The following is a 20690-nucleotide window of genomic DNA, read 5'->3' as shown; positions in this document are numbered from 1 at the left end:
ATGGCACACAGAGTCGAGACGAGTTCGCAAAGTTGGGGGGTAGAATTGGCATGGCATTCCAAATTTTTGGCAGAAAGGACACCTTTTTGTACATTGGAAGTGCTGAGCATGGCTTGTGTAACCATGTGAGTGTCTGCCTCAAAAGTGTTTTGGATATTTTGTATATTAGTGATAATGTCCTTGAATATCAGTCCAATCTCGTCATTATGGCGCACACGATAAAAGGGGATTTTCTTGACATGTTCATGACGAATCATTTTGAAAAAGTCGCCAAGCATGCTAGACATGTGTCTTAAGCGCTTGATCACCTGAGAATACAAGAAGAACCAAAGTATACCTATAGCCGACGCTAGAGTTAAGAACCCTCCACCAATAATAATCTTGCGCATCGTATAAAGACTCTTAAGCACTTCATCTTTAGGTATCGCTGATGTGATCACCCAATTATAGTCCACATCATGCAAAATTTTATTAAAAGGTCTGAAGGTATAGAGTGTGATCATTATGTCTTTTTTGAGCACATCGCTATACAACTCCATCGTGATAACAGAATCGGCTGCAGCATGTTGGCGAAAGTCTAGGATTTTTTGCGCGTTTGTGTTCTTTATGATATCCACAAAGCGTTTACCTTGCAATTTATGATCGGCATGGAGAGCTAAAATGGTATTTCTGCGCCCCAACAAAAAACCATTTTGTCCGTCTGTGGGGAAATACTGCGCTTGGATACGCTCAAAATCGATAAAAACAGCCACAATCGCCACCATCTTGCTACGAATCTTGATAGGCAGTGCGACAATGTTACCAAAAACTTCGCTCCCGTCCATTAACTTGGTTAAGCGGGTGGGGTTGCGTGCGCTATCCTTCGTTTCTAAAACCTTGCGCACAGCATAGGATTGTAAAATCCCTTGATCGTTGTGGAATGTTTGGATTTGATTATGCGCGTTTTTGAGAATCCCGATGTTAGTTTTAGGTTGCTGCTGATCATCTAAAAGTACTAAAAAGGCTTCGCGGATATGTCCTCGCTCATTGGTATCAATGAGTTTAGTGAGCATGTCCTGCATCTTAGAGTCTTCTTGCAAAATTTGAGGGCTAGAGATCATATAACCCGTAAAATTGAAGATAGCGCGCGCAATGTTGCGCAAGGCGCGGATCACATTAGTCGCTTTCATTTTGGTTTGTTCTTTTAAAATTTGCTCCGCATTCTTGGTTAAAGCGTCGTTAGCGTTACGGAGCAAAACCACCCCCAAAATGCCAAATGCAAATAATAAGACTAAGGAGATTACCATAACAACCTTCGTGCCCAGCTTCAGATTCCTAAACATGTATCTCCCTTTGCGATATTAGTGAAACAATGAATTTCTACTGCAAATTTCTAAGAAGAGACTTTGTAAGTTTGTAAGTTTGTTCTATCATGCTTTCTCTTAAAATTTCTTATTGTTAGTATCATTCAAAATATCCGCGGCGATGGTTTCGATGTCTTCACTGATCTTCAGGCACTCGTTAGCGATTTCGATATTTTGACTCAAACTGCTATCAAAACGCGCGATCACTTGGTTAATGTCCAACACCGCGTCCGCTTGCTCTTTGATCGCACTCGAGTTATCTGCGATGCTTTGCACCAAGACATTAATATTACTCTCAATTTCTCCTAAAGACTTTTGGGTGCGCTCAGCGAGTTTACGCACTTCATCAGCCACCACCGCAAAACCTCTTCCATGTTCGCCCGCTCTAGCGGCTTCTATGGCTGCGTTGAGGGCAAGTAAATTAGTTTGATCGGCGATTTCTGAAATCATTTCTACGACATTTTTAATTTCGTGGCTTTGGGCGATCATGCTATCGCTCTTGGAGCTCACCGCAGTGATATTCTGTGTGATGGCTTCGATGGTTTGGGTGGTCTGCTTGATTTCTTCGGATTGTTGGAAGGATTTGGTCGCCAACGCGTCCATACTGCCTTTGAGTCCCTGACATTTGCTATTAAGAATGTTGGCAAATTCCAGAGAGGTTTTGAGCATTTTGACAATCTCGCTCCCTAATTGGTTTGTAGCGACCTCAAAATCTCCTTTGGCGTGTTTAACTTTAGAGGTGAAATTCAAGTTTTGGTAAGCGTGCACCACTTCTAAAATGCGGTTCAGGTCTGTCCCTACGCGCTGTTCTAAAAAATCGATCATCGCGTTGGCAGTTTCAATGAGCTTAGAGAGATTAGGCGTGTTGGCTTTGGTGTGCACGCGTTGGGTAATATTACCCTGTTCCACCGCCGAAGCCACAGCAATCATATCTGCCATAACGGCGTTATCATTCTCAAAAGTTTCTTGCATCTTGATGATATGATTGTTGATAGAGTCGAGCATTTTACCGATCTCGTCCCCCTCTTTAGATTGATAAATGATCACCTGTGTTTCTTCGTGGTTGAGTAATTTAAAAAAACTAAAGAGCGTTACAGAAACGCGATCGATTCTTTCCACGATGCGGTAACGCACATAGAAAAACACCATAACCACGGTGAGCGCAAGCAAGATCGCCACGATCACTATAATATCCAAGCGCACGCGTGAAATATGTCTATAGAGGTCCTTTTTAGAAATCACTGCACCAACCATCCAGTTGTGATCTTGAGGAATAAGCTTGAAAGGGTGAAAGGTGTAAAGAGCTAAAATCACATCTAATTTGAGCACATTGGAGTAAAAGGTGGTGAGCGTAGAGCTTCCCATAGTCGCCTTTTCTCTAAAACGTTCAATCTCGAGAGCTTCCTGACTTTTCATCACTTTATGAAAATCTTTTCCCTGTAAGCTATGATCGCGATTGATCGCAAAGATATGATTCTCGCCCCCCATTAAAAACCCATTTTCTTTGCTCGTTGTGGGAAAATACTTGCTTTGCAACATGCCCATGTTAATAAACACGCCCGCTATCGCAGTGAGACTACCTTCTTCGTCATAAATGGGCATTGCTATTGTGCTGCCATAATATTGCTTGCCATCAATTAAAGTGGTTAACTCGGTAGCTGAACGCGCAGCCTGTTCTGTTTCTATCACTTTTGTAAGGAGTGTATTATGTAAAACGGCGGGGGTGTTGTCATGGACTTCTACACTATCTTGGGAGTTTTCGAAGGCTTCGTAACTGGCATAAGGCTGTTTTTCATGCACGAACACGAGCCATGCTTGGCGCACAAACTCTTTATTAAGCACGAGCTTCTTCACATTATCACGAAGGGTTTTATCCTGCGCTCTTTTCAAAAATGCAAATCCATCTCCAGAAAAATAAGTGGTGTAATTGAGTAGAGACTGAGCAATGCCACCGAGGTCTAAGCTGATCGTGTTAGCTTTATTTAATGCCTGAGTTCTGACCGATTCATTTGCGCCATGCAAAAGCATTTTAGTAGCTTCATGGATAAAATAAGCTCCCAGTAAAGTAAAAGAAGTAATCAAAATCAATGAGATCATCAAGACGCTCTTAGTGCCTAGCTTCATATTTTTCAACATGGGTTTCCCCTTCCTCAGGTGTTGTGTTTCAAATCTCTAGGTACGCTCTCAAGGTAAACACTTTGAGAGGGGAAGGCAAAGCTCAAGCCTAAATCCTCAACAATTTGCATAATTTTGAGCATGACATCTTCCTTAATTGCCAGCCACTCTCCCCAAATCACACTTTTAGAAAAACAATAAACTAAAATATTGATCGAGCTATCTCCAAAATTATCCACATAGACGAAGAGATTAGATTTATAGCCCATCAAATCGTCCATAGAAACGATGTGTTGGCGATCCATGATGTAGTCATGTTGTGCACCCATCTCTTGTTTTGCAGACGCGTCTAAATCGGAGAACTTGGCAATGTGAGGGTGCTCTTCTAGCATGGTGCGAATCGCATGGACGCACTTAGAGAGATCTTCGCGTGAAGAGCTATAAGTGAGTCCGATATTCATTTTAATGCGTCGCCCCACTTTGCGCCGATTCCAGTTACGGATAGACTTGCCCGCTAATTCGGAATTAGGCACAAAAAAGAGGGCGTTATCAAACCCGCGTACCGTGGTGCGTCTAAGCCCCATTTCTACCACCGTTCCCTCCACATTGCCACACACAATCCAATCCCCCTGTCCAAAGGAATTATCCAAAAGCAAGATCACGGAGGCAAAGAAGTTAGCCAGTAGATCCTTCACCGCTAACGCTACAGCTAAACCACCAATCCCTAATGAGGCAATAATGGCTGAGATGTTAAAACCTAATTGCTTGAGCACGGCTAAAATGGTGATAATGACGATAAAGAAGTAAGCCACTTTCAAAATCAAATTCACCACTTCGCGTCTAAAACCATTGCGCTTAGAAGCGAGAGTGGCGAGCAAAGCCGCCCCATAAGCCTTAAATAAAGCCACGCCCAGCCAACCTAGCAAAGAGATATAGATCACACCTAAATACATGCTAAATTTTATAGGGGCAGGGTGAGGGTAGTGTAAAATATCAATAGAAATATCAAAGCTATAGATGAGCAAAAAGGTAGAAATAGGCGCAATAATACTATTGCGGATGCGTTGTTGCACCTGTTCGTTCTTGCGACTAAAGCGCACAAAGAGATCTAAAGCCTTAATAAAAAGAGTGGTGATAAGTTTTCTAAGCGTGAGCAAGAAAATCAGCAAGACAAAGGAAAGGAGAATTTTCGCACTTTGGAGTCCGTGCGAACTAGGGAATACCTTGCCGATCATGCTCGCAAGGCGTTCTAAGACCCATTGCATATCGATACTAAAAAGAATATTCTTAGAGAGCACTTGTTGGGGGTGCTGTTGGATATAGTGCAACACTTCTAAATAGGTTTTGAGTTTGAGTTGGTAATCGTGTAGCACCTCTTGGAGTTGGTGTAATTTGAGCGCCTCTAAATCTGTGGGTAAAATGTAAGTTTTAGCCGCTGCACCTTCGAATTTAAGTAGGGTTGCCATACTGATTGTATTGACATCTTTTTCTTGACTGAAAAAATCCAAAGAAGTGCGCAATTTCTCCAAAAAGTCGTGCATCTGCTGATCGGCTTCTAAACTTTTAAGTTCTAGGGTGCTGAGCACATAAGTGTAAACATCGTTATTCTTACTGCTTTTGAAAAGTACTTTTTTGAGATGCTCTTGTTGTTGCAGATTCTGCTTCATGTTGATTCCAATCTGCTCTTGATTATTGAGCAAGCGCAGGGCAAAAGCATGGATGAGATCGTTTTTTTGATCGCTATAAAGAGGAATTTCAGAGCGCTTGGAAGGATCTTTCTCATAGCGTGCGATAACTTGATTCAACTGGTTAATTTGCTTTAAAAGCAAATAGAGATCGACAGCATCAGGATCGCTTTCCGCACGCGCCAAGCCACACACGCACAACAAACAAAGCGCGAGTGTGTATATCCATTTTTTCATGGCTTTAACACGCATGCCTTAAAAAGATCGCCCCGTTCTTGATAGGAGCTAAATTGATCCAAGCTAGCCGCACTAGGAGAGAGTATGGCAATTTGATGGGGTTTTAAACACGCCTTGATCGCGCATACAGCACGCGCTACATCACCACAATACAGCGCATTCACACCATAGTGCTTCGCCATTTCAGACATCAAAGGTGCGCTAGTTCCAATCGTGTAAATGCGGGTGTGCATGTGCGTCAATCTCTCAAAAAGGGGGCTTAGGTCTACCTGTTTTGTATCTCCCCCTACAATCAAATGCACAAAGCGATCAGCAAAACGATCTAAAGCTTTGAGAGTAGCATCAACATTGGTTGCTTTGCTATCATTAACCCATGTGCGCGCTTGTGCATCCTTAAAAACCTCTAGGCGATGGGGTTGGAGGGTGTAGCTATTGAGACGATCGTAATCCACCTGATTAAAGGCCAGCTTGGTGGCGCTAAGAGCTAGGAGTGCGTCTAGCAAAAAAGGTTCTTCAAAGCGCACTTTGACAAGATCGAACCCCATCTGCTTAGCCAAGTGAGCGGAGTTTTCATAAAAAATAAGCTCGGGAGCGTTGTTTTGCTTTAAAATCGCCTGTACTAGGGGGTGATTTTGAAAACGTGTTTCTAATAACACGGGGCTAGACTTAGCCATCAATGATAAGGGTTTGAGTTTGGCACTTATATAGTGCTCATAGCCACCATGCCAACTCAAATGATCTTGGGCTAGGGGGAGTAGAATATAGAGACTGGGAGCGTAGTGCTTTGTGTAATGCAAACTAAAAGAGCTGGTTTCTAAAATCCATAGGGGTGCGTCTTTGAGTGTGATCAAAGGCACCCCAATATTCCCGCCTACTTGGGCTCCAAAGGGAGCACAAAGCAAGCCTAATATTTCGGTTGTTGTGGTTTTGCCATTCGTGCCACTTACAAAGAAAGTAGGCGGAGGGGTTTTGAGCTTAGCGACATAATCGTATTCACTTAGCAAGTGTTGGCTAGCTAAAACTAAGGGGTGATGAGGAGGGATACCCGGACTGATAACCTCTAGATGCGAATGCACAGGATCAAAGGCGCTAGAAGGTAACAAGGGCTGGTTATGGGGCGTAGTGGTGGGTGCGTGAATTGCGTCATCATAAACGATACAAGGCATGGCATGCTGGTACAAGTAGGTAGAAAAAGCCTTGTTAGTGCGCCCGTATCCGAGTAAAGAAATCATTCTATCCACCGCTCAGTATGATCACATGCCACAATTTTAACACAAAAACTAAAAAAAGAGGTTAGTTAACGCACTTTGAGACTGAGCAGAGCAACAAGATTACTTAAGATAGCGATGATCCAAAAGCGCAAGATAATCTTGTTTTCTGGCCACCCCTTAGATTCAAAATGGTGGTGCAAAGGAGCCATGGCAAAAATGCGCTTCTTGCGCACCTTATAGCTACTAATTTGCAAGATCACAGAGAGCGCTTCTAGCACAAAGACCGAGCCCATCAAAATCAGCAAGACTTCATTATTGGTAATGATTGCCATATAGGCAATAAAGCCTCCGATGCCCAAACTTCCACTATCTCCCATGAACACTTCAGCCGGGAAAGCATTAAACCATAAAAAGCCTAGCAATGCGCCCATCAAGGCGGCAGAGACCACCACAACCTCCCCACTATGTACAACCTTTGGATAGAGCAAGTACTTACTAAATTCGGCATTCCCTACCACATAAATAAAAACGCTCAAACTTAAGAGAACGCAAATACTAGGCACGGTAGCCAGCCCATCTAACCCATCGGTTAGGTTAACTGCATTAGTGGTGGAAAGAAAGACAAGCACCCAAAACCCTAGCAAGAGTAAGGGATAGTTTTGAAAAGAAAAGAGTGGGGTTTTCAAAAAGGGAATGTAGAGATTTTTTTCTGGAATGAGGGTATAAAGAGCGTAAGCGATGCCCAAAGACACCACAAAGAGCAACCCCATTTTCACGCGTGCTGAGATGCCTGCATTCTTTTTTTGAGAAATCTTGGTGTAGTCATCTTGCATGCCAATGCCTCCAAAGGCAAGCAAACTAAAAAGAGCCAAGAGCACAAAAGGATTGTCTAGGCGCGCGGTGAGCAAAGAAGCTCCAATAGTCGTTCCTAAAAAAACCACTCCACCCATAGTAGGGGTGTCCTTCTTATTCTGATGGGGGATAAATTCAGAAATAGGTTGGCTGGCTTTAGTGGCTTTAGCCCATCTGATAAAGAAAGGCATCAGGTAAACACAGGCAAAAAAACTAATAAAAAACGCTAATCCTGCCCGAAAAGTCAGGTATTGGAAAATATTCACACCAAAATAAGCATAAAGATAGTAGAGCATCGCGAGTCTTTTCAACTAAAATCAAAACTCGTATTATGCTTATTTTTACTTAATTTCACTCCTCCTTAATAGTGTAAGCAATAGGGATTTTCAGGTGCACGATCTGTTTAGGGACTGGGAAGAGACTAGAGGCTTCCTTAACTGCTTGCATAGCTGCACGATCAAGGATATTAGAGTCCGAACTCTTGGCAATCCTAATATCTGTTGTGCTACCATCTACATTGAGCGTAAACTCTACCAAAACTTCGCCCTCAATTCCACGCACCATTGCCATTCTAGGGTATCTATTTTTGGAAGAAATCGCCATTTGGATTTTCATCAAAAAGGCGTTGCTTACCCCAGGATTGTAAGCCATGGCGCTTGTTTGTGCCCCCTCAGATTTCTGATTAGACTGCTCTTGTTTTTGCTGTTTTACTTCTGTGTGTTCTTGGCTTTGTTTGGGTTTATTTTCCTGTGCAATCTCTTTGGGGGGTTGTTTGGCAGGTTCAGGCTTGGGTTCGGGTTTTGGCTCTGGTTTAGGAATAGGCTTGGGTTCTAGAGGAGTAGGCTTGGGCTTTTCAGGTTTAGGAATAGGCTTGGGTTCGGGTTTTGGCTCTGGTTTAGGGAGTGGATGAGGCTTAGGTTTAACTTTATGAGGTTTAGGCTTTTGGGGCTGAATGGGACTTTGTCGTGATTCTTGGGCATGCCGGAGCTGGGCAGAGTGAGTATTAATACTAGCCAAACTCATGGTGATCGTCTTTGTGCCCGATTGGGCAAGACTCTCTACCTTCTCGTGGTTAGCAAAAACTACCCATAACCCTATGGCGATATAGATTGTTGCGGTGATCGCAAAACTTACCCGTGTAGAAAATTTACTTTGTTTCTGTAGAGATGGAGAAGTTTTCATGATTTTGGGCTTTGAGAATGTCCATAATCTCAACAAAAGTACCAAATCTAGAATCTTTGTCGCTGCGCAAATCCACTAAGGTTTTAGGATCGGTTTTGGCGATCAAAGCCCTAAGATCATCTAGACTTTGGGGCTTGTCATTCACATAGATTTTGTCGGACTTATCCACCATGATCGTAACTTTCTTATCTTGGTGCTCCATCTTTTGCGCACTAGTCGCACTGGGAAGATTGACCTTGATTTTGCCCTCAGCAATGAAAGTAGAGACACTCAAGATAAGCGCCAAGAGCACCAACATGATGTCAATAAAGGGCACTACATTTAGACCATCACCGCGCCGTATCCTAAGCTTCATGCCTTAGACCTTTTTGCGAGATAATTTAAAACGCTCAGAAAGTACATCTACCTTGCGCAAAAAGGCATTATAAACAATCAGTGTTGGGATTGCCACCACTAACCCTAATGCAGTTGCCTTAAGTGCCAAAGAAAGCCCTAGCGTGATCGCTTTGGCATCCAATCCACTAGCGCTCGTGCTCATATCATAAAAGGTTACCATCACCCCTAAAATCGTGCCTAAAAGCCCTACATAAGGCGCATTAGAAAAAATAATGTAAAGAATGGTGAGATTTTTTGTTAAATCCAAATCGAGTCGATCAGGATCGTCATAAAGAGAAAAATCTAACCTTGCGTAAAAGATGATACGCTCAATAGTAAACCACATTGCTAAGAAACCCATAATACCTAAGGCACTAAAGATTCCAATATCCACATATTCCCCAATCAGTTTAGCAGAAAAACCTCCCATGAGAACCCCTGTCATCATAAATAAAAAATAGCGCGATTGTATTGACTTTGTAATAAAAAGTCAAGAGGTATAAGTTTTTTTTAATACAACTTTAAAAAAGGTAGGCATATCCCATATAGAATTCACTCCGCGGAGTGAAGCTTAAAGCTTGTTTGAGGGTTTGCTGTGTCCCCACATTGCTATTACCATAGTTGTACCAATTCTGCGCACTGAGTTTATAATAAGGAATTTTCCAGCCAAAAGTTAGGCGGTTATGCTTCCCCACATAAACCTGTGTCCCTACATTCATAAAAAAGCCACTCCCCGCGGCAAAAAAACGGGTTTTTTTACCCAAAACTTGGTTAAAAAAGGCATCGCTCCACAACATGGCGTATTCCACACCTCCCCCTACAAACATGCCCACTTTGAAGAAAAATATTTTGGGATTTTTCCTTTTGAGCCAGTAATCCAATGGGAGATTTAACACCACATCAACGTTCAGCCCAAAGGTCATATAATTCGCGCTACGCTGGAGCAAAGTTGATTGAGGATTGGGAGTAGGACAAAGTCCTAAAGGGTTATTTTCACTTAAAGTAGCACAAGGGGAGCTGTAGCTATTAGGTACAGCCAAATTACCCCCTACATTTTTAAACCCATTGGGCAGGCTACCATTCGCAATACTTTGAGGAATCACGCCCCCTGTAGTCGAGTCAATGGCTTTAATGTATTTGGGATCATAATTTTGCCCCCCCTGATTATTCGCTTTGCTCAGTGTGCCTAAACGGGCATTAGCATATTCTATTGTGCCATAAATACGCAATCCGCTAATCGCCCACTTGTCAAAAAAGATTTCATCGCCTAAAGTGTAAGTGAAAGCAAAACCAAAGCCTCTAGACGGGTAAATGCCTGTAATAGTATCACCTTTGCACAAGTTACTAGGACAGACGGGTGCACCATTAGGCATACTACTGGGATTATTCATGCTCACTTGTTGACTCAATGCACTACTAAAACCTTGTAAGCCACCTGCACGCGCCCCTGTAAAGATGTGATTTTTCACAGCCCCTACCCCTTGTGTAGATACCAATAGGGCTATGAGTGTAGTGCGCATTAATGGCTTTGGTTATTTAAAGTGATGATTTGGGGGAAATCATGCAAGTCTTGCGCATGGCTAAAAAATTCTTCTACTTGCGTGCGCGCGATGAGCGGATCGCTCATGCTATTGACCACCCCTTTAAACGCGCTCGCGCCCGCATGCCCCTTAGCATAAGCGTGCAAATTCTTGCGAAACATCACCACCCCCCTAGCCCCGTAAAATTCTACCATCTTATCAAAGTGTTCTAAGACCAAATCTTTTTTGAGCACGGGGGGCAATTCTTGGGTGTTGTGTTTGATCTGCCAAAAAATCCAAGGTTTGATCAAGCTCGCCCGCCCAATCATCACCCCTTGGGCTCCCGTGTAAGCGCGCACCTCTTGGGCTTTTGCCACGCTGTCGATCTCTCCATTGACAATTAAGGGCTTATTTAAAATGGAGCGCATCAAGCGCACACTTTCATAATCGATCTTCTCTTTTTTGTAGCGATCGGCGCGCGTGCGCGCGTGCACCACCACAAAATCCACCGGCGCATCATTGAGCGCGTGGGCGATCTCTGTAGGGATTTTGCGCTCAAAGCCTAAACGCACCTTTACGCTGGTATAGGGCTTATGAGAGTGCGCACGCACCACGCCTAAGAGCTTGACCAAATGCTTTAAATCCTTGAGCAAGCCGCTCCCATTGCCATGGTTAGCCACTTTGGGCGCGGGGCAACCGCAATTAAAGTCCACAATGTCAATCCCCTCTATGGGGTTTAGCAACTCTACGGCTCGCTTGACAATCTCCACTTGAGAGCCGGCAATTTGCACGCTAAAAGGGTTTTCATGGGGGGACTTCTCTAACATCTTAGCGGTTTTCTCAAAGGCATGGACAAGCGCATGGCTACTCACCATCTCACTAACGGTGACATCCACCCCAAAGCGTTTCACCACACTTCTAAAGGGCAAATCCGTATACCCAGCCAAAGGGGCTAAAAACAATAAATTCTCAAATTGTAGCGTCGTCATCGCGCGCATGTTAGCTAATTTTCTCTTAACGTGTGGTACTCTTGGATATATTGCAACAACGCTTCTTTTTCATTGCGCACCTCCTTGCGCACCACCCCCTGCAGGCACGCTTGCAAGAGCGCGCCTATTTGTGCGCCTTGAAAACCTCGCTCGAGCAAATCTGTACCCTTGAGGGCTAAAAAGCGCAGAGAATACACTTCGTGGTTTTTCATAATCTTTTTAAGCTCCCCTTTTAAACGCGCGCTAAGGGCGGGGTTTTGGGCTTGCAAAAAGCCCAAAAGGGCGCGCAACTGCCCTAAATGCAGGCTCTCTAAGCGCTCTTTAAGCCACACATTGGGGTTTTCTATGGGCTCTAGGGGGAGCTGGGCGTGGAGCTTGTGCAAGGATTGGCGCATTTTCTTAGAAAATTTCAAGCGCGCGCAAAAATCTAGTAGAGTTTGGCTCTCCCAAGTGTGGCAAAGCCACAAAAGCCTAGCGCACAAATTGGGGGAGATTTGTTCTAGGCGCTCTAGGGGAGAGAAACGTGTTTGCAGGGTGTGCTCTAGGAGGGGTTGAAAGGGCGCACACAGGCGCACAAAACCCCCTAATAAAAGTTTAAAAAACTCTACACGGATGCGCTCTTTAGCGATGTGGGCTAATAGCGGCGCTTGCGCCTTTAGAGCTTGATGGGTGGCAGGCTCTAGGGCAAAACCTAGAGTGCTCACAAAGCGCAGGGCGCGCAAGATTCTTAGCGCGTCTTCTTGCAGGCGCGCTAGGGGATCGCCCACTAATTTTAAGCGTTTATGGGCTAGGTCCTCTAGCCCGCCATGCAGGTCTAACAAGCCTTTTTGGGGGTGGAGGGCTAGGGCGTTGATGGTGAAATCGCGCCGCGCTAAATCCTTCTCTAGCGAATTGATGAAGACCACCCCGCTAGGGTGGCGGTGATCGTGATAGGCACTCTCCTGCCTAAAGGTGGTGATCTCAAAGAGCCAACCCTGATAACACACCCCCAAAGTGCCAAAGGCGCGCCCCAACTCTATAAAACTTACCCCCTCTATGCCTGCTAACACACTTTTAAGTTGCTCAGGGGTCGCGCTGCTGGCTAGGTCATAATCCTTGGGTTTTTTGCCCAAGAGCAAATCGCGCACACTCCCCCCCACAACATAGCTTGCAAAACCCCCTTGTTCAAGGCGTGCGTGCAGGTCTAGCAAGGTTTGGGGCAGATGGCGCACTAAAGATAAAAAAGAGCTATCCCACTCTGCCATGTTATAATGATTCTAAAAGGCTAGCCATGTTTAACCCCTTTGATTTAGAAACCATGCTATCTACCCAAGATTTTAAAACAACCACCTGTGTACTCTGCTTTAGTGGGGGGCAGGATAGCACCACTCTAGCCCTTTGGGCAAAACGCGCTTTTAAGCAAACCCACTTGCTAGGCTTTGATTACGATCAAAAGCACGCCATCGAACTCACCCAAGCCCACACCCTCGCGCGCATCTTAGAGCTGCCCTACAAGGTGCTCCATCTCTCTTGTTTGCAAGAAATTAGCGCCTCTAGCCTCTTTGCCCACACCCCCCACGCGCTCAACACCCCCCACCCCCAAGCTTTAAACCTGCCTAGCTCCTTTGTGCCTAACCGCAACGCCCTCTTTAGTACCCTAGCGCATGCCTATGCCTTTAGCTTGGGCGCGCAAGCGGTGTTGCTGGGGGTGTCTATGCAGGATTATAGCGGGTATTTTGATTGTCGGCAGGATTTTTTAGAAAGCCTGCAGATGAGTTTGAATTTAGGAGCTTTTGGCAAAGAGGGGGGGATCGCCCTGCTAGCCCCCTTGATGTTTGCCACTAAAGCCCAAGAGTTTCAACTTGCCCACGCTTTGGGGGGCTTAGAATTGATCTTAGAGCAAACGCATACATGTTATGCGGGCGTGCGCCAAAAACGCCATGACTATGGCTATGGGTGTGGGGCTTGCCCTGCATGCCAGTTGCGCCAACAGGGGTATACCGCGTTTTTAACTCACTAAATAAAATTGATACCACAAGACTAAAGTTTTATGCTATAATAGATTAACTTTAGACAAAGGATATACATGGGAAAGAGTTTATATGAGACTTTAGAAGTGAGTGAGGGGGCTAGCGCAGAAGAAATTAAGAAATCTTACCGCCGTTTGGCGCGCAAATACCACCCCGATCTCAACAAGGGCAAAGAAGCCGAAGAAAAATTCAAAGAGATCAACGCGGCGTATGAAATCTTGAGCGATAGCCAAAAGCGCGCCCAATACGATCGCTTGGGCGATAGCATGTTTGGGGGGCAGAATTTTGGCGATTTTGCGCGCGCGCGAGGGGGGAATTTTGATGACATTCTCTCCCAAATTTTTGGGAGCGGGGGATATGGCTTTGGGGGGGGCTTTGGAAACGCCTTTGGGGGAGGCTTTAGCGGGGGCTTTAGCCCTAAAATGGATTTGGACATTCAAGTAGACATTCAAATTGGTTTTAAAGAAGCGGTTTTAGGGAGCAAGCGCAAGGTACAATTAAGCCATGATAGCTTTGAAATCAAAATCCCCGCGGGGGTCAAAGAGGGCGAGGTGTTGCGGGCGCGCGGGCGCGGACACCAACAAGGGGGCATGCGCGGCGATGTGCTCTTGAAAGTGCATGTGCTAGAAGATGGCGAATACACTAGAGAGGGCGATGATCTCATTAAATCCTTTGATCTGCCCTTAAAAATCGCGCTCTTTGGGGGCAAAATGGAGGTGCAAACACTCTATAAAGAAGTGAGTCTTAAAATCCCCCCCAACACCAAGAACGCGCAAAAATTTCGCCTTAAAGAGCTTGGAGTGAAGAACCGCAAGAACAATGGCATGGGGGATTTGTATTTAAAAGCCAATGTAGTTTTACCCCACACCGATAGCATGAGCGCGCAATGCAAACAGGTGTTGCAAGAACAATTACCCTAAAGGATTTGAAATGGTAGATTACGACGCGCCCCTTTACTTGATTAGCGTGGTGGCTAAGATTTTAGGGGTACACCCCCAAACTCTACGCCAATACGAAAAAGAGGGCTTGCTAGAGCCCAAGCGCACCGATGGCAAAATGCGCCTCTACTCTCAAAGAGATGTGGACAAGATCAAGACAATCTTACGGCTCACTAGGGATATGGGTGTGAATTTAGCCGGGGTGGATATTATTTTGCGCCTTAAAGATCGCCTCGATGAGCTCGATCGCTTGAATGAAGAGTTGCAAGCCCATCTGCAAAAAAACGCCCCAGCTAAACCCGAAGTGAAGCGGATTGAAAAGACCTCTTACGAGTTGATTTTGTTTAAGAAGGCTTAGGAGATGAATTTGACATAATGATGTGCATATGGCGCATAATTTAAAACTCTTTGGCAGAAATCCCACTTAAGCAAACGCGATGCGTTTGTTTTAGCGAGTGGGATGAATGCCACTAATTCGTGGTATAATACCCGCATACGTTCGTATCTAGCGCAGGGAGTGCGCAAAGTTACGCCTTTGGAGATACGATGTGTGAGACCTGTAGGGAATGCGTTGGAGCTCGAACTCTGTAAAATCCCTACTATAGGGACACAGAGTGAGAACCAGCAAATGCGATGCGTTTGTTCCCTACGGGCAACATCGGCCAAGGAAGCCCAAAGTCTTAACACATTTGGGCGCTTCACGCATAGTCAACGCATAATTACCACGCCTTTAAAAATACAAGTGGAGGATGATGATGGCTGACAACAAAGGCGATAATAGTATGGTTGCTGTTGGGACAGGTGCGGTTGTAGGAACCGCGGGTGCTGTAGGCGCAGTAGCTGCTGCGGGAGTTCCTGGTTTGGCTGCAACGGGAATCACGAGTGGTTTAGCAGTTGTGGGTTCTGTGGTAGGCGGGGGCATGGCTGCTGGATTATGTGTAACGGCTGCTATGCCTGTGGTGGTAGGTGCTGCCGCCTATGGAATCTATAAAGCCTGCAAGAGTGATGGCAATGAGAGTGAAGAAGAATAATTTGAGTGAAGAATTACGCTCACCATGCAAACCGCTACAAATTCACATTTTACCGGTTTGTATCCCATTATAGCTGTAGCCGCCGCCTGCGGTGGTTGCCTAATCGGGTAGTATATAAAAATAAAGAAGTATTAGTCCGTTTGTTTTAGAGGCTAGTAGTAATGTCTCCGCTCGGGTACACCGTTTTCCTCTTCCTCGATTTCTCCGTGTCTGTAAATCTTGTATTGTACATGCGTGCCCTTGCAAAGAGGGATACGCAAAATTTACCGCGTATCAGTCCACCTTCAAAATCGCCAAAAACGCCTCTTGAGGGAGATGTACTTTGCCAATGGCTTTCATGCGCTTTTTGCCCTCTTTTTGCTTTTCTAGCAATTTGCGCTTACGGGTGATGTCCCCCCCGTAACACTTAGCCGTCACATTCTTGCCTACAGACTTCACCGTTTCGCGCGCGATGATCTTATTGCCAATGCTAGCTTGAATGGCCACCTCAAAGAGTTGGCGCGGGATCAAAGCTTTCATGCTCTCCACTAACGCCTTGCCCTTTTCATACGCCTTAGAGCGATCCACAATGATAGAGAGCGCGTCCACCACCTCAGAAGCCACGCGAATATCTAGCTTGACCAAATCCCCCTCTTGGTAATCAATGGGTTCATAATCAAAGCTCGCATAGCCCTTTGTACAAGATTTGAGCTTGTCGTAAAAATCCATCACAATTTCATTACTAGGGATCGCATAGGTCAATAGCACGCGGTTTTGATTCAAATACTCCATCTTCTCTTGCACCCCGCGCCGTTTGTTGAGCAGGCTAATCAGATTGCCCAAATAGTCGCTAGGGGTGATAATGCTCGCGCGCACAAAGGGCTCTTTAATGCAGGCAATGCTCCCCTCAGGGGGTAATTCGCTGGGGTTTTGCACCATGACCACCTGCCCATTTTGCAAACGCACCTCATAGACCACAGTGGGCGCGGTGGCGATTAGATCGAGTTTAAATTCTCTCTCTAGGCGCTCTTTGATCACCTCCATGTGCAAGAGCCCCAAAAACCCCACCCGAAAGCCAAAGCCTAAGGCTATGCTGCTCTCAGGCTCAAATTGCAGGGCAGCGTCGTTGAGCTGCAATTTCAATAGCGCGTCTCTGAGGGCTTCAAATTGATCGCTCTCAATGGGGTAAAGCCCGGCAAAGACAAAGGGTTTAGCCGGAATAAAGCCCTCGATGGCTTGAGTAGTGGGGGTGTGTGCATCGGTAATCGTGTCGCCTACGGCAATATCTGTCAAGTTTTTAGAGCCTAAGGCAATAATGCCAATCTCGCCACACTCTAGAGCACGGGTTTGGATCTTGTGCAGGGGGTGGGGGTAGTAGAGTCCTAAGACACTATGGCGTTTTTGACTCCCCATCACCAAGACCTCTTGGTTCACTTCTAAGCGCCCTTCTTTAAGACGCACCAGCGCGAGCGCGCCTAAATAATTGTCAAACCACGAATCGTAAATCAACGCTTTAGTAGGCGCGCTAGGATCGCCTGTGGGGGGAGGGATTTGGGTGATGATTTTTTCTAACAATTGCGTGATCCCCAGCGCGTTTTTTGCGCTCACACAGCAAGCCTCTGAGCAATCTAGCGCGATGGTGTCTTCAATATCTTGTTTGACCGCTTGCACATCGGCGTTAGGCAGGTCGATTTTATTGAGCACGGGCAAAATCTCTAGGTGGTTGTCCATCGCAATATAGACATTGGCAATGGTTTGTGCCTCCACGCCCTGCGTGGCGTCCACCACCAATAACGCTCCTTCGCACGCGTGCAAAGAACGCGACACCTCATAGCTAAAGTCCACATGCCCGGGGGTGTCAATGAGGTTTAAAATGTAGTCCACTCCCTTAAAGCGATAGCCTAAGCGCACAGATTGGGCTTTGATGGTGATCCCGCGCTCTTTTTCAATGTCCATCGTGTCTAAAACTTGGCTGGTCATTTCGCGCGCCTCTAACCCCTTGCAAGCCTGAATCAAGCAATCGGCTAAAGTGCTCTTGCCATGATCGATATGGGCGATGATGGAAAAATTGCGGATGTACTCTTGCACAAATCCCCTTAGATAAGCGTTTTAAAACTCAAGATGTGCAATAATAGCACAGAATGCGCCCAAAAAGCAGAAAGATGAAAATAGCCTTAGACTGCCACTCTTTACTTTTAACGCATGTACTCGAATCCTACTTGCAAGACTTTTTATGTCCTTTGGACAAGTGTGATTTTATCTTGAGCGATCACAGCGTGGATAAGCCCGTGAAAACGACCTATCTCATCGGTTCAGGAGAAGATGCCCATATTGGCGTGCCTTTCACACGGGAGAGTCTTTTAGAATCCCTACAAGAGCTCTATAGCCAAAAAACCCAAGCGGAGAGTTTAGAGAGCAAGGTACAGGCGTTGTTGGGCGAGTACACCCATAAACTTTTAGCTTTAATTCAAGAGTACCGCCCTTAATGCCACGCCATGCTTTGCCAGTTTTGCGTATTCTGAGTGGAGCATGCAAGGGGCTAGCCTTGCGCATGCCCTCTAAACAGAGCACCCGTCCTACTAAGGCGGTGGTGCGCGCTTCGCTATTAAATGTCCTGCGCCCCGTCATCGCCACAAGTGGCTTTGTCGAGGTGTTTGGAGGGAGTGGGAGTGTGGGGTTGGAGGCTTTGAGCGGTGGAGCGCAAGAGGCGCTATTCTTTGAGCAAGACCTACAGGTATTTGCGCTTTTGCAAGAGAATATCCGCGCCTTTGAAGAGCGCTATAAAAAGCCCCTTAGGGTGTGCGCCATTCAAGGGGATAGCTTGGCTTTATTGCCACAATATATAAATTCTTTGAGCGCACCACAGATCATTGTTTACTTAGACCCCCCTTTTAATATGCCTCTGCAAAATTGTTTTGCCTGTGTAGAGCGCATGCAAATCCCCCCCTCTGCTTTGATCATCTTTGAACACCAAAGTCAAGAGAGTATGCCTAGAAATCTAACTAGCTTTAGTATAATCAAGCAAACTAGATTTGGGCGCACTAGCCTAAGTTATTATGCAAACCACTGAATAAAGGATTTGAATGGCAGAAGAAGCAGGCGCGCCTAAGAAAAGCAAGGCGATGTTGTTTGTGGTGATGGGGGCGGTATTGGTCATGCTTATTTTGGTGGGCGTGATTGTGATTTTGTTTATGGGCAAGAATGCGGAGCCTAGCCCTACGCCTAATGCAGGAGCTTCTAAGCAAATGCGCAATGCCCAAATGAATGAAAATGCAGAGGGTGGGAGTTCTTTAATGGTGCGCTCTTCGGACTATCTTTCTTTAGGACCGCTCTATCCTTTGACCGGACCTTTTGTGGTGAATCTGATCAGCCAAAATGGACGGCGTTATTTGAAAGCTAGCATTTCTTTAGAGCTCAACGATCCTAAATTGCTCGAAGAGGTGAAAGTTAAAGAGACCGCAATTAGGGATACTATTATTGAGATTCTTTCTTCTAAATCGATTGAGGAGATTTCCACACTTAAGGGTAAAAATAAGCTTAAGGAAGAAGTACGTAGCAATATTAATAGTTTCTTGATCGATGGTTTTGTAAAAAATGTCTTCTTCACTGACTTTGTGATCCAGTGATTGGCATTGATCTGATTTCCATTGCGCGCATCGCTAAGGCTCTTGCGCGTTACCAACAACACTTTTTAGATAGATATCTTTCCTCCTACGAACAATCTTTATTTCTTAAGCCTGCTAGCCTTGCGGGGGCTTGGGCAGCTAAAGAAGCCTGTTCTAAAGCTTTGGGGGTGGGTATTGGCGCTCAACTGGGATTTTTAGACATCTGTCTGAGCAAAGATAGTAAGGGCGCGCCTCAAATCACTTTGGTACCTGCGAAAATGCGTGTTTTTTGTGTGCAAAGTTTGCATGTGAGCATTAGCCATGATAGCGGTTTTGCTATGGCGGTTGTGTTTGCAAATTTAAAAACCCCAAATTATTAAATTTTTTAGTCATAGTAGTAGGGGGTGTGAAAATGTGAAAATAGCCCTGTAAGCTCGTTGTGTACGGGTTTGTGCACACGGGGAAAAAATTTTCTAAATTCACATGAAGGCACAAAAAAATAAATTTTAGGGGTGTTTTTCAGGCGTTTTTGGCATACTTTGGCACATGTATTCACAGCATGTGAATTGTACATGTGAATGCATGTGAAAGTTTAAGGTTAAAATAAGAAATATGCTAGCTTGTTGCTAACAAAGCTAGTAGGTAGCATCTTCATTCTGCATATCTAAGATCGCCTGATCGATGACCTGTCGTTGGGCTGTGTTAAAAGTGTATTGCATTTGGACGAGTTGCTTAATGCGCTCTAGCACGCGGGTATCTACAACAAAAATCGCTAAAACCTTATGGTAACTAGCAAGAGGGATATAGGTTCTCTCTTTGTAAATATCTGCGCTATTAATCGCCTTATCAATAGTAAAAAGTAGAATGCTTTTAAGATATTCCGATTTGATGCGTTTTTGATCTAACTTCCAAATAAGTTTTCGATAGATCAAAGAGGATAACATGCGCCTAGCGTTAAAATACGCGCTTTCTTTAGCATTAGCATCATTAGCCACATCTACATCAATACCGCTGACACCATAACCTACAAGAAAATGATTAGACTTAACAACCACGAGCTTATTATCGGGAATTTCTTTAACATCTACAGCTTCCCAATTGATTTCATTGTTCGCCTCTAGTTGCGTTGAGGTTGTCTGTGTAGGAGGTTGAGAGGTTTTCTCCATCTGTTTATCTAAAGCGTTCATCTTCTTGGTATTTTCGGCTATTGCGGCACTGAGCTGCTGAAGAGTCGCCTCTAATTTTGCGTCTTTATTATTTGAGGTTTGTGCATGTGATTCCTCTTTGTCTCCCCTTTGTTTAGGCTTGTCCCCCTTGTGTTGTTTGGCACTCTTTACCTGCTTGGCGTGAAGATCTTGTTCTTTAAAATCCGGCAAAGCATCCGCGCTTTGGTAAACACTGCACGCTGAAAAAAATCCAATTACTAACGCGCTCACTAAATAGGTCTGCTTCAATCTATTCTCCTCACAAAAAACTATTATACCACGCCCCAAACAATCGTAATTATGCTATCATACCCCAACCCCACTTAAACAGGATATGCACCCATGTCCTTAGCCCGTGCTCTGCGCATTTTTAAAGCAGAGAGTTAAAAATTCTACAGATTAAGAGGCGCATGC

At 45.1% G+C, this 20690-nt stretch carries 20 protein-coding genes and 1 pseudogene; 8 read left to right on the top strand and 13 right to left on the bottom strand.

Annotated features, from left to right (window positions below; all coding sequences use genetic code 11):
- From C6G87_RS07405 to C6G87_RS07355, 11 genes and pseudogenes are all read right to left on the bottom strand, one after another.
- Positions 1-1322 (bottom strand): annotated as a pseudogene (locus C6G87_RS07405) (methyl-accepting chemotaxis protein); the annotation flags it as partial.
- A gap of 99 nt (positions 1323-1421) precedes the next feature.
- Positions 1422-1946 carry a methyl-accepting chemotaxis protein gene (locus C6G87_RS09130; protein WP_411697021.1) on the bottom strand — a complete coding sequence of 175 codons (525 nt, stop codon included), beginning with the start codon at positions 1944-1946 and terminating at the stop codon, positions 1422-1424.
- A 1547-nt stretch (positions 1947-3493) separates the two neighbouring features.
- Positions 3494-5380, bottom strand: coding sequence for a mechanosensitive ion channel family protein (locus tag C6G87_RS07395; protein ID WP_104752873.1), 1887 nt, complete (start codon positions 5378-5380; stop codon positions 3494-3496).
- Positions 5377-6612: a UDP-N-acetylmuramoyl-L-alanine--D-glutamate ligase gene (gene murD / locus C6G87_RS07390; RefSeq protein ID WP_104752872.1), complete on the bottom strand. Its 1236-nt coding sequence runs from the start codon at positions 6610-6612 to the stop codon at positions 5377-5379. The genes C6G87_RS07395 and murD overlap by 4 nt, the downstream gene beginning before the upstream one ends.
- A gap of 65 nt (positions 6613-6677) precedes the next feature.
- The gene (gene mraY, locus C6G87_RS07385) at positions 6678-7739 is read right to left on the bottom strand and encodes a phospho-N-acetylmuramoyl-pentapeptide-transferase (protein WP_104752871.1); all 1062 of its coding nucleotides are present in this window, start codon (positions 7737-7739) and stop codon (positions 6678-6680) included.
- Between the two features lie 55 nt (positions 7740-7794).
- A complete protein-coding gene (locus tag C6G87_RS07380; RefSeq protein ID WP_104752870.1) occupies positions 7795-8625 on the bottom strand; it encodes an energy transducer TonB in 831 nt (276 codons plus the stop codon).
- The gene (gene exbD / locus C6G87_RS07375) at positions 8591-8980 is read right to left on the bottom strand and encodes a TonB system transport protein ExbD (RefSeq protein ID WP_104752869.1); all 390 of its coding nucleotides are present in this window, start codon (positions 8978-8980) and stop codon (positions 8591-8593) included. The genes C6G87_RS07380 and exbD overlap by 35 nt, the downstream gene beginning before the upstream one ends.
- Positions 8981-8983: 3 nt before the next feature.
- Positions 8984-9430 carry a TonB-system energizer ExbB gene (gene exbB / locus C6G87_RS07370; protein ID WP_104752868.1) on the bottom strand — a complete coding sequence of 149 codons (447 nt, stop codon included), beginning with the start codon at positions 9428-9430 and terminating at the stop codon, positions 8984-8986.
- A 91-nt stretch (positions 9431-9521) separates the two neighbouring features.
- Positions 9522-10520: an outer membrane beta-barrel protein gene (locus C6G87_RS07365; protein ID WP_104752867.1), complete on the bottom strand. Its 999-nt coding sequence runs from the start codon at positions 10518-10520 to the stop codon at positions 9522-9524.
- Positions 10520-11509 carry a tRNA dihydrouridine synthase gene (locus tag C6G87_RS07360; protein WP_104752876.1) on the bottom strand — a complete coding sequence of 330 codons (990 nt, stop codon included), beginning with the start codon at positions 11507-11509 and terminating at the stop codon, positions 10520-10522. The genes C6G87_RS07365 and C6G87_RS07360 overlap by 1 nt, the downstream gene beginning before the upstream one ends.
- A 14-nt stretch (positions 11510-11523) precedes the next feature.
- On the bottom strand, positions 11524-12753 hold the full coding sequence (locus tag C6G87_RS07355) for a CCA tRNA nucleotidyltransferase (RefSeq protein WP_104752866.1): 1230 nt from the start codon (positions 12751-12753) through the stop codon (positions 11524-11526).
- A gap of 26 nt (positions 12754-12779) precedes the next feature.
- On the opposite strand from C6G87_RS07355, the gene queC reads away from it, so the two are divergent.
- The 4 genes from queC (at position 12780) to C6G87_RS07335 (ending at position 15487) form a co-directional block, all read left to right on the top strand.
- Positions 12780-13508: a 7-cyano-7-deazaguanine synthase QueC gene (gene queC / locus C6G87_RS07350; protein ID WP_104752865.1), complete on the top strand. Its 729-nt coding sequence runs from the start codon at positions 12780-12782 to the stop codon at positions 13506-13508.
- Between the two features lie 66 nt (positions 13509-13574).
- Entirely contained in the window at positions 13575-14438 is an 864-nt protein-coding gene (locus C6G87_RS07345) for a DnaJ C-terminal domain-containing protein (protein ID WP_104752864.1), read from the top strand.
- Positions 14439-14448: 10 nt separating this feature from the next.
- Positions 14449-14814 carry a heat shock protein transcriptional repressor HspR gene (locus C6G87_RS07340; protein WP_104752863.1) on the top strand — a complete coding sequence of 122 codons (366 nt, stop codon included), beginning with the start codon at positions 14449-14451 and terminating at the stop codon, positions 14812-14814.
- Positions 14815-15211: 397 nt separating this feature from the next.
- Positions 15212-15487, top strand: a complete 276-nt coding sequence (locus C6G87_RS07335) for a hypothetical protein (RefSeq protein WP_199767671.1) — start codon at positions 15212-15214, stop codon at positions 15485-15487.
- Positions 15488-15760: 273 nt separating this feature from the next.
- On the opposite strand, the gene lepA is transcribed toward C6G87_RS07335, so the two are convergent.
- Complete coding sequence (lepA, locus tag C6G87_RS07330; RefSeq protein WP_104752862.1) at positions 15761-17554, bottom strand: translation elongation factor 4; 1794 nt, start codon at positions 17552-17554, stop codon at positions 15761-15763.
- A 74-nt stretch (positions 17555-17628) separates the two neighbouring features.
- Here lepA and C6G87_RS07325 point away from each other — a divergent pair, with 74 nt between their 5' ends.
- From C6G87_RS07325 to acpS, 4 genes are read left to right on the top strand one after another with little or no spacing between them, the layout of a single operon-like run.
- Positions 17629-17952 (top strand): hypothetical protein, encoded by a 324-nt coding sequence (locus C6G87_RS07325; RefSeq protein WP_104752861.1) that lies wholly within the window; start codon positions 17629-17631, stop codon positions 17950-17952.
- On the top strand, positions 17952-18536 hold the full coding sequence (gene rsmD / locus C6G87_RS07320; RefSeq protein ID WP_104752860.1) for a 16S rRNA (guanine(966)-N(2))-methyltransferase RsmD: 585 nt from the start codon (positions 17952-17954) through the stop codon (positions 18534-18536). The genes C6G87_RS07325 and rsmD overlap by 1 nt, the downstream gene beginning before the upstream one ends.
- A gap of 13 nt (positions 18537-18549) precedes the next feature.
- Positions 18550-19092, top strand: coding sequence for a flagellar basal body-associated protein FliL (fliL, locus tag C6G87_RS07315; RefSeq protein ID WP_104752859.1), 543 nt, complete (start codon positions 18550-18552; stop codon positions 19090-19092).
- Positions 19089-19451: a holo-ACP synthase gene (gene acpS / locus C6G87_RS07310; protein WP_104752858.1), complete on the top strand. Its 363-nt coding sequence runs from the start codon at positions 19089-19091 to the stop codon at positions 19449-19451. The genes fliL and acpS overlap by 4 nt, the downstream gene beginning before the upstream one ends.
- A gap of 255 nt (positions 19452-19706) precedes the next feature.
- Here the strand turns inward: acpS and C6G87_RS08890 are convergent, their stop codons facing one another.
- Positions 19707-20525 (bottom strand): hypothetical protein, encoded by an 819-nt coding sequence (locus C6G87_RS08890; RefSeq protein WP_233709064.1) that lies wholly within the window; start codon positions 20523-20525, stop codon positions 19707-19709.
- Between the last annotated feature and the right edge of the window lie 165 nt (positions 20526-20690).

Origin of the sequence: Helicobacter baculiformis (assembly GCF_900197685.1) — a bacterium.
GTDB lineage: Bacteria > Campylobacterota > Campylobacteria > Campylobacterales > Helicobacteraceae > Helicobacter > Helicobacter baculiformis.
Note: the sequence above shows the minus strand (reverse complement) of the source record. Positions and strands in the feature narration are given on the sequence as shown.

What these genes read in the sequence shown, in the direction of transcription:
- C6G87_RS09130 (WP_411697021.1), bottom strand. Translation starts at nt 1,946, where the DNA reads ATGGACGCGTTGGCGACCAAATCCTTCCAACAATCCGAAGAAATCAAG.
- C6G87_RS07395 (WP_104752873.1), bottom strand. Translation starts at nt 5,380, where the DNA reads ATGAAAAAATGGATATACACACTCGCGCTTTGTTTGTTGTGCGTGTGT.
- murD (WP_104752872.1), bottom strand. Translation starts at nt 6,612, where the DNA reads ATGATTTCTTTACTCGGATACGGGCGCACTAACAAGGCTTTTTCTACC.
- mraY (WP_104752871.1), bottom strand. Translation starts at nt 7,739, where the DNA reads ATGCTCTACTATCTTTATGCTTATTTTGGTGTGAATATTTTCCAATAC.
- C6G87_RS07380 (WP_104752870.1), bottom strand. Translation starts at nt 8,625, where the DNA reads ATGAAAACTTCTCCATCTCTACAGAAACAAAGTAAATTTTCTACACGG.
- exbD (WP_104752869.1), bottom strand. Translation starts at nt 8,980, where the DNA reads ATGAAGCTTAGGATACGGCGCGGTGATGGTCTAAATGTAGTGCCCTTT.
- exbB (WP_104752868.1), bottom strand. Translation starts at nt 9,430, where the DNA reads ATGGGAGGTTTTTCTGCTAAACTGATTGGGGAATATGTGGATATTGGA.
- C6G87_RS07365 (WP_104752867.1), bottom strand. Translation starts at nt 10,520, where the DNA reads ATGCGCACTACACTCATAGCCCTATTGGTATCTACACAAGGGGTAGGG.
- C6G87_RS07360 (WP_104752876.1), bottom strand. Translation starts at nt 11,509, where the DNA reads ATGACGACGCTACAATTTGAGAATTTATTGTTTTTAGCCCCTTTGGCT.
- C6G87_RS07355 (WP_104752866.1), bottom strand. Translation starts at nt 12,753, where the DNA reads ATGGCAGAGTGGGATAGCTCTTTTTTATCTTTAGTGCGCCATCTGCCC.
- queC (WP_104752865.1), top strand. Translation starts at nt 12,780, where the DNA reads ATGTTTAACCCCTTTGATTTAGAAACCATGCTATCTACCCAAGATTTT.
- C6G87_RS07345 (WP_104752864.1), top strand. Translation starts at nt 13,575, where the DNA reads ATGGGAAAGAGTTTATATGAGACTTTAGAAGTGAGTGAGGGGGCTAGC.
- C6G87_RS07340 (WP_104752863.1), top strand. Translation starts at nt 14,449, where the DNA reads ATGGTAGATTACGACGCGCCCCTTTACTTGATTAGCGTGGTGGCTAAG.
- C6G87_RS07335 (WP_199767671.1), top strand. Translation starts at nt 15,212, where the DNA reads ATGGCTGACAACAAAGGCGATAATAGTATGGTTGCTGTTGGGACAGGT.
- C6G87_RS07325 (WP_104752861.1), top strand. Translation starts at nt 17,629, where the DNA reads ATGAAAATAGCCTTAGACTGCCACTCTTTACTTTTAACGCATGTACTC.
- rsmD (WP_104752860.1), top strand. Translation starts at nt 17,952, where the DNA reads ATGCCACGCCATGCTTTGCCAGTTTTGCGTATTCTGAGTGGAGCATGC.
- fliL (WP_104752859.1), top strand. Translation starts at nt 18,550, where the DNA reads ATGGCAGAAGAAGCAGGCGCGCCTAAGAAAAGCAAGGCGATGTTGTTT.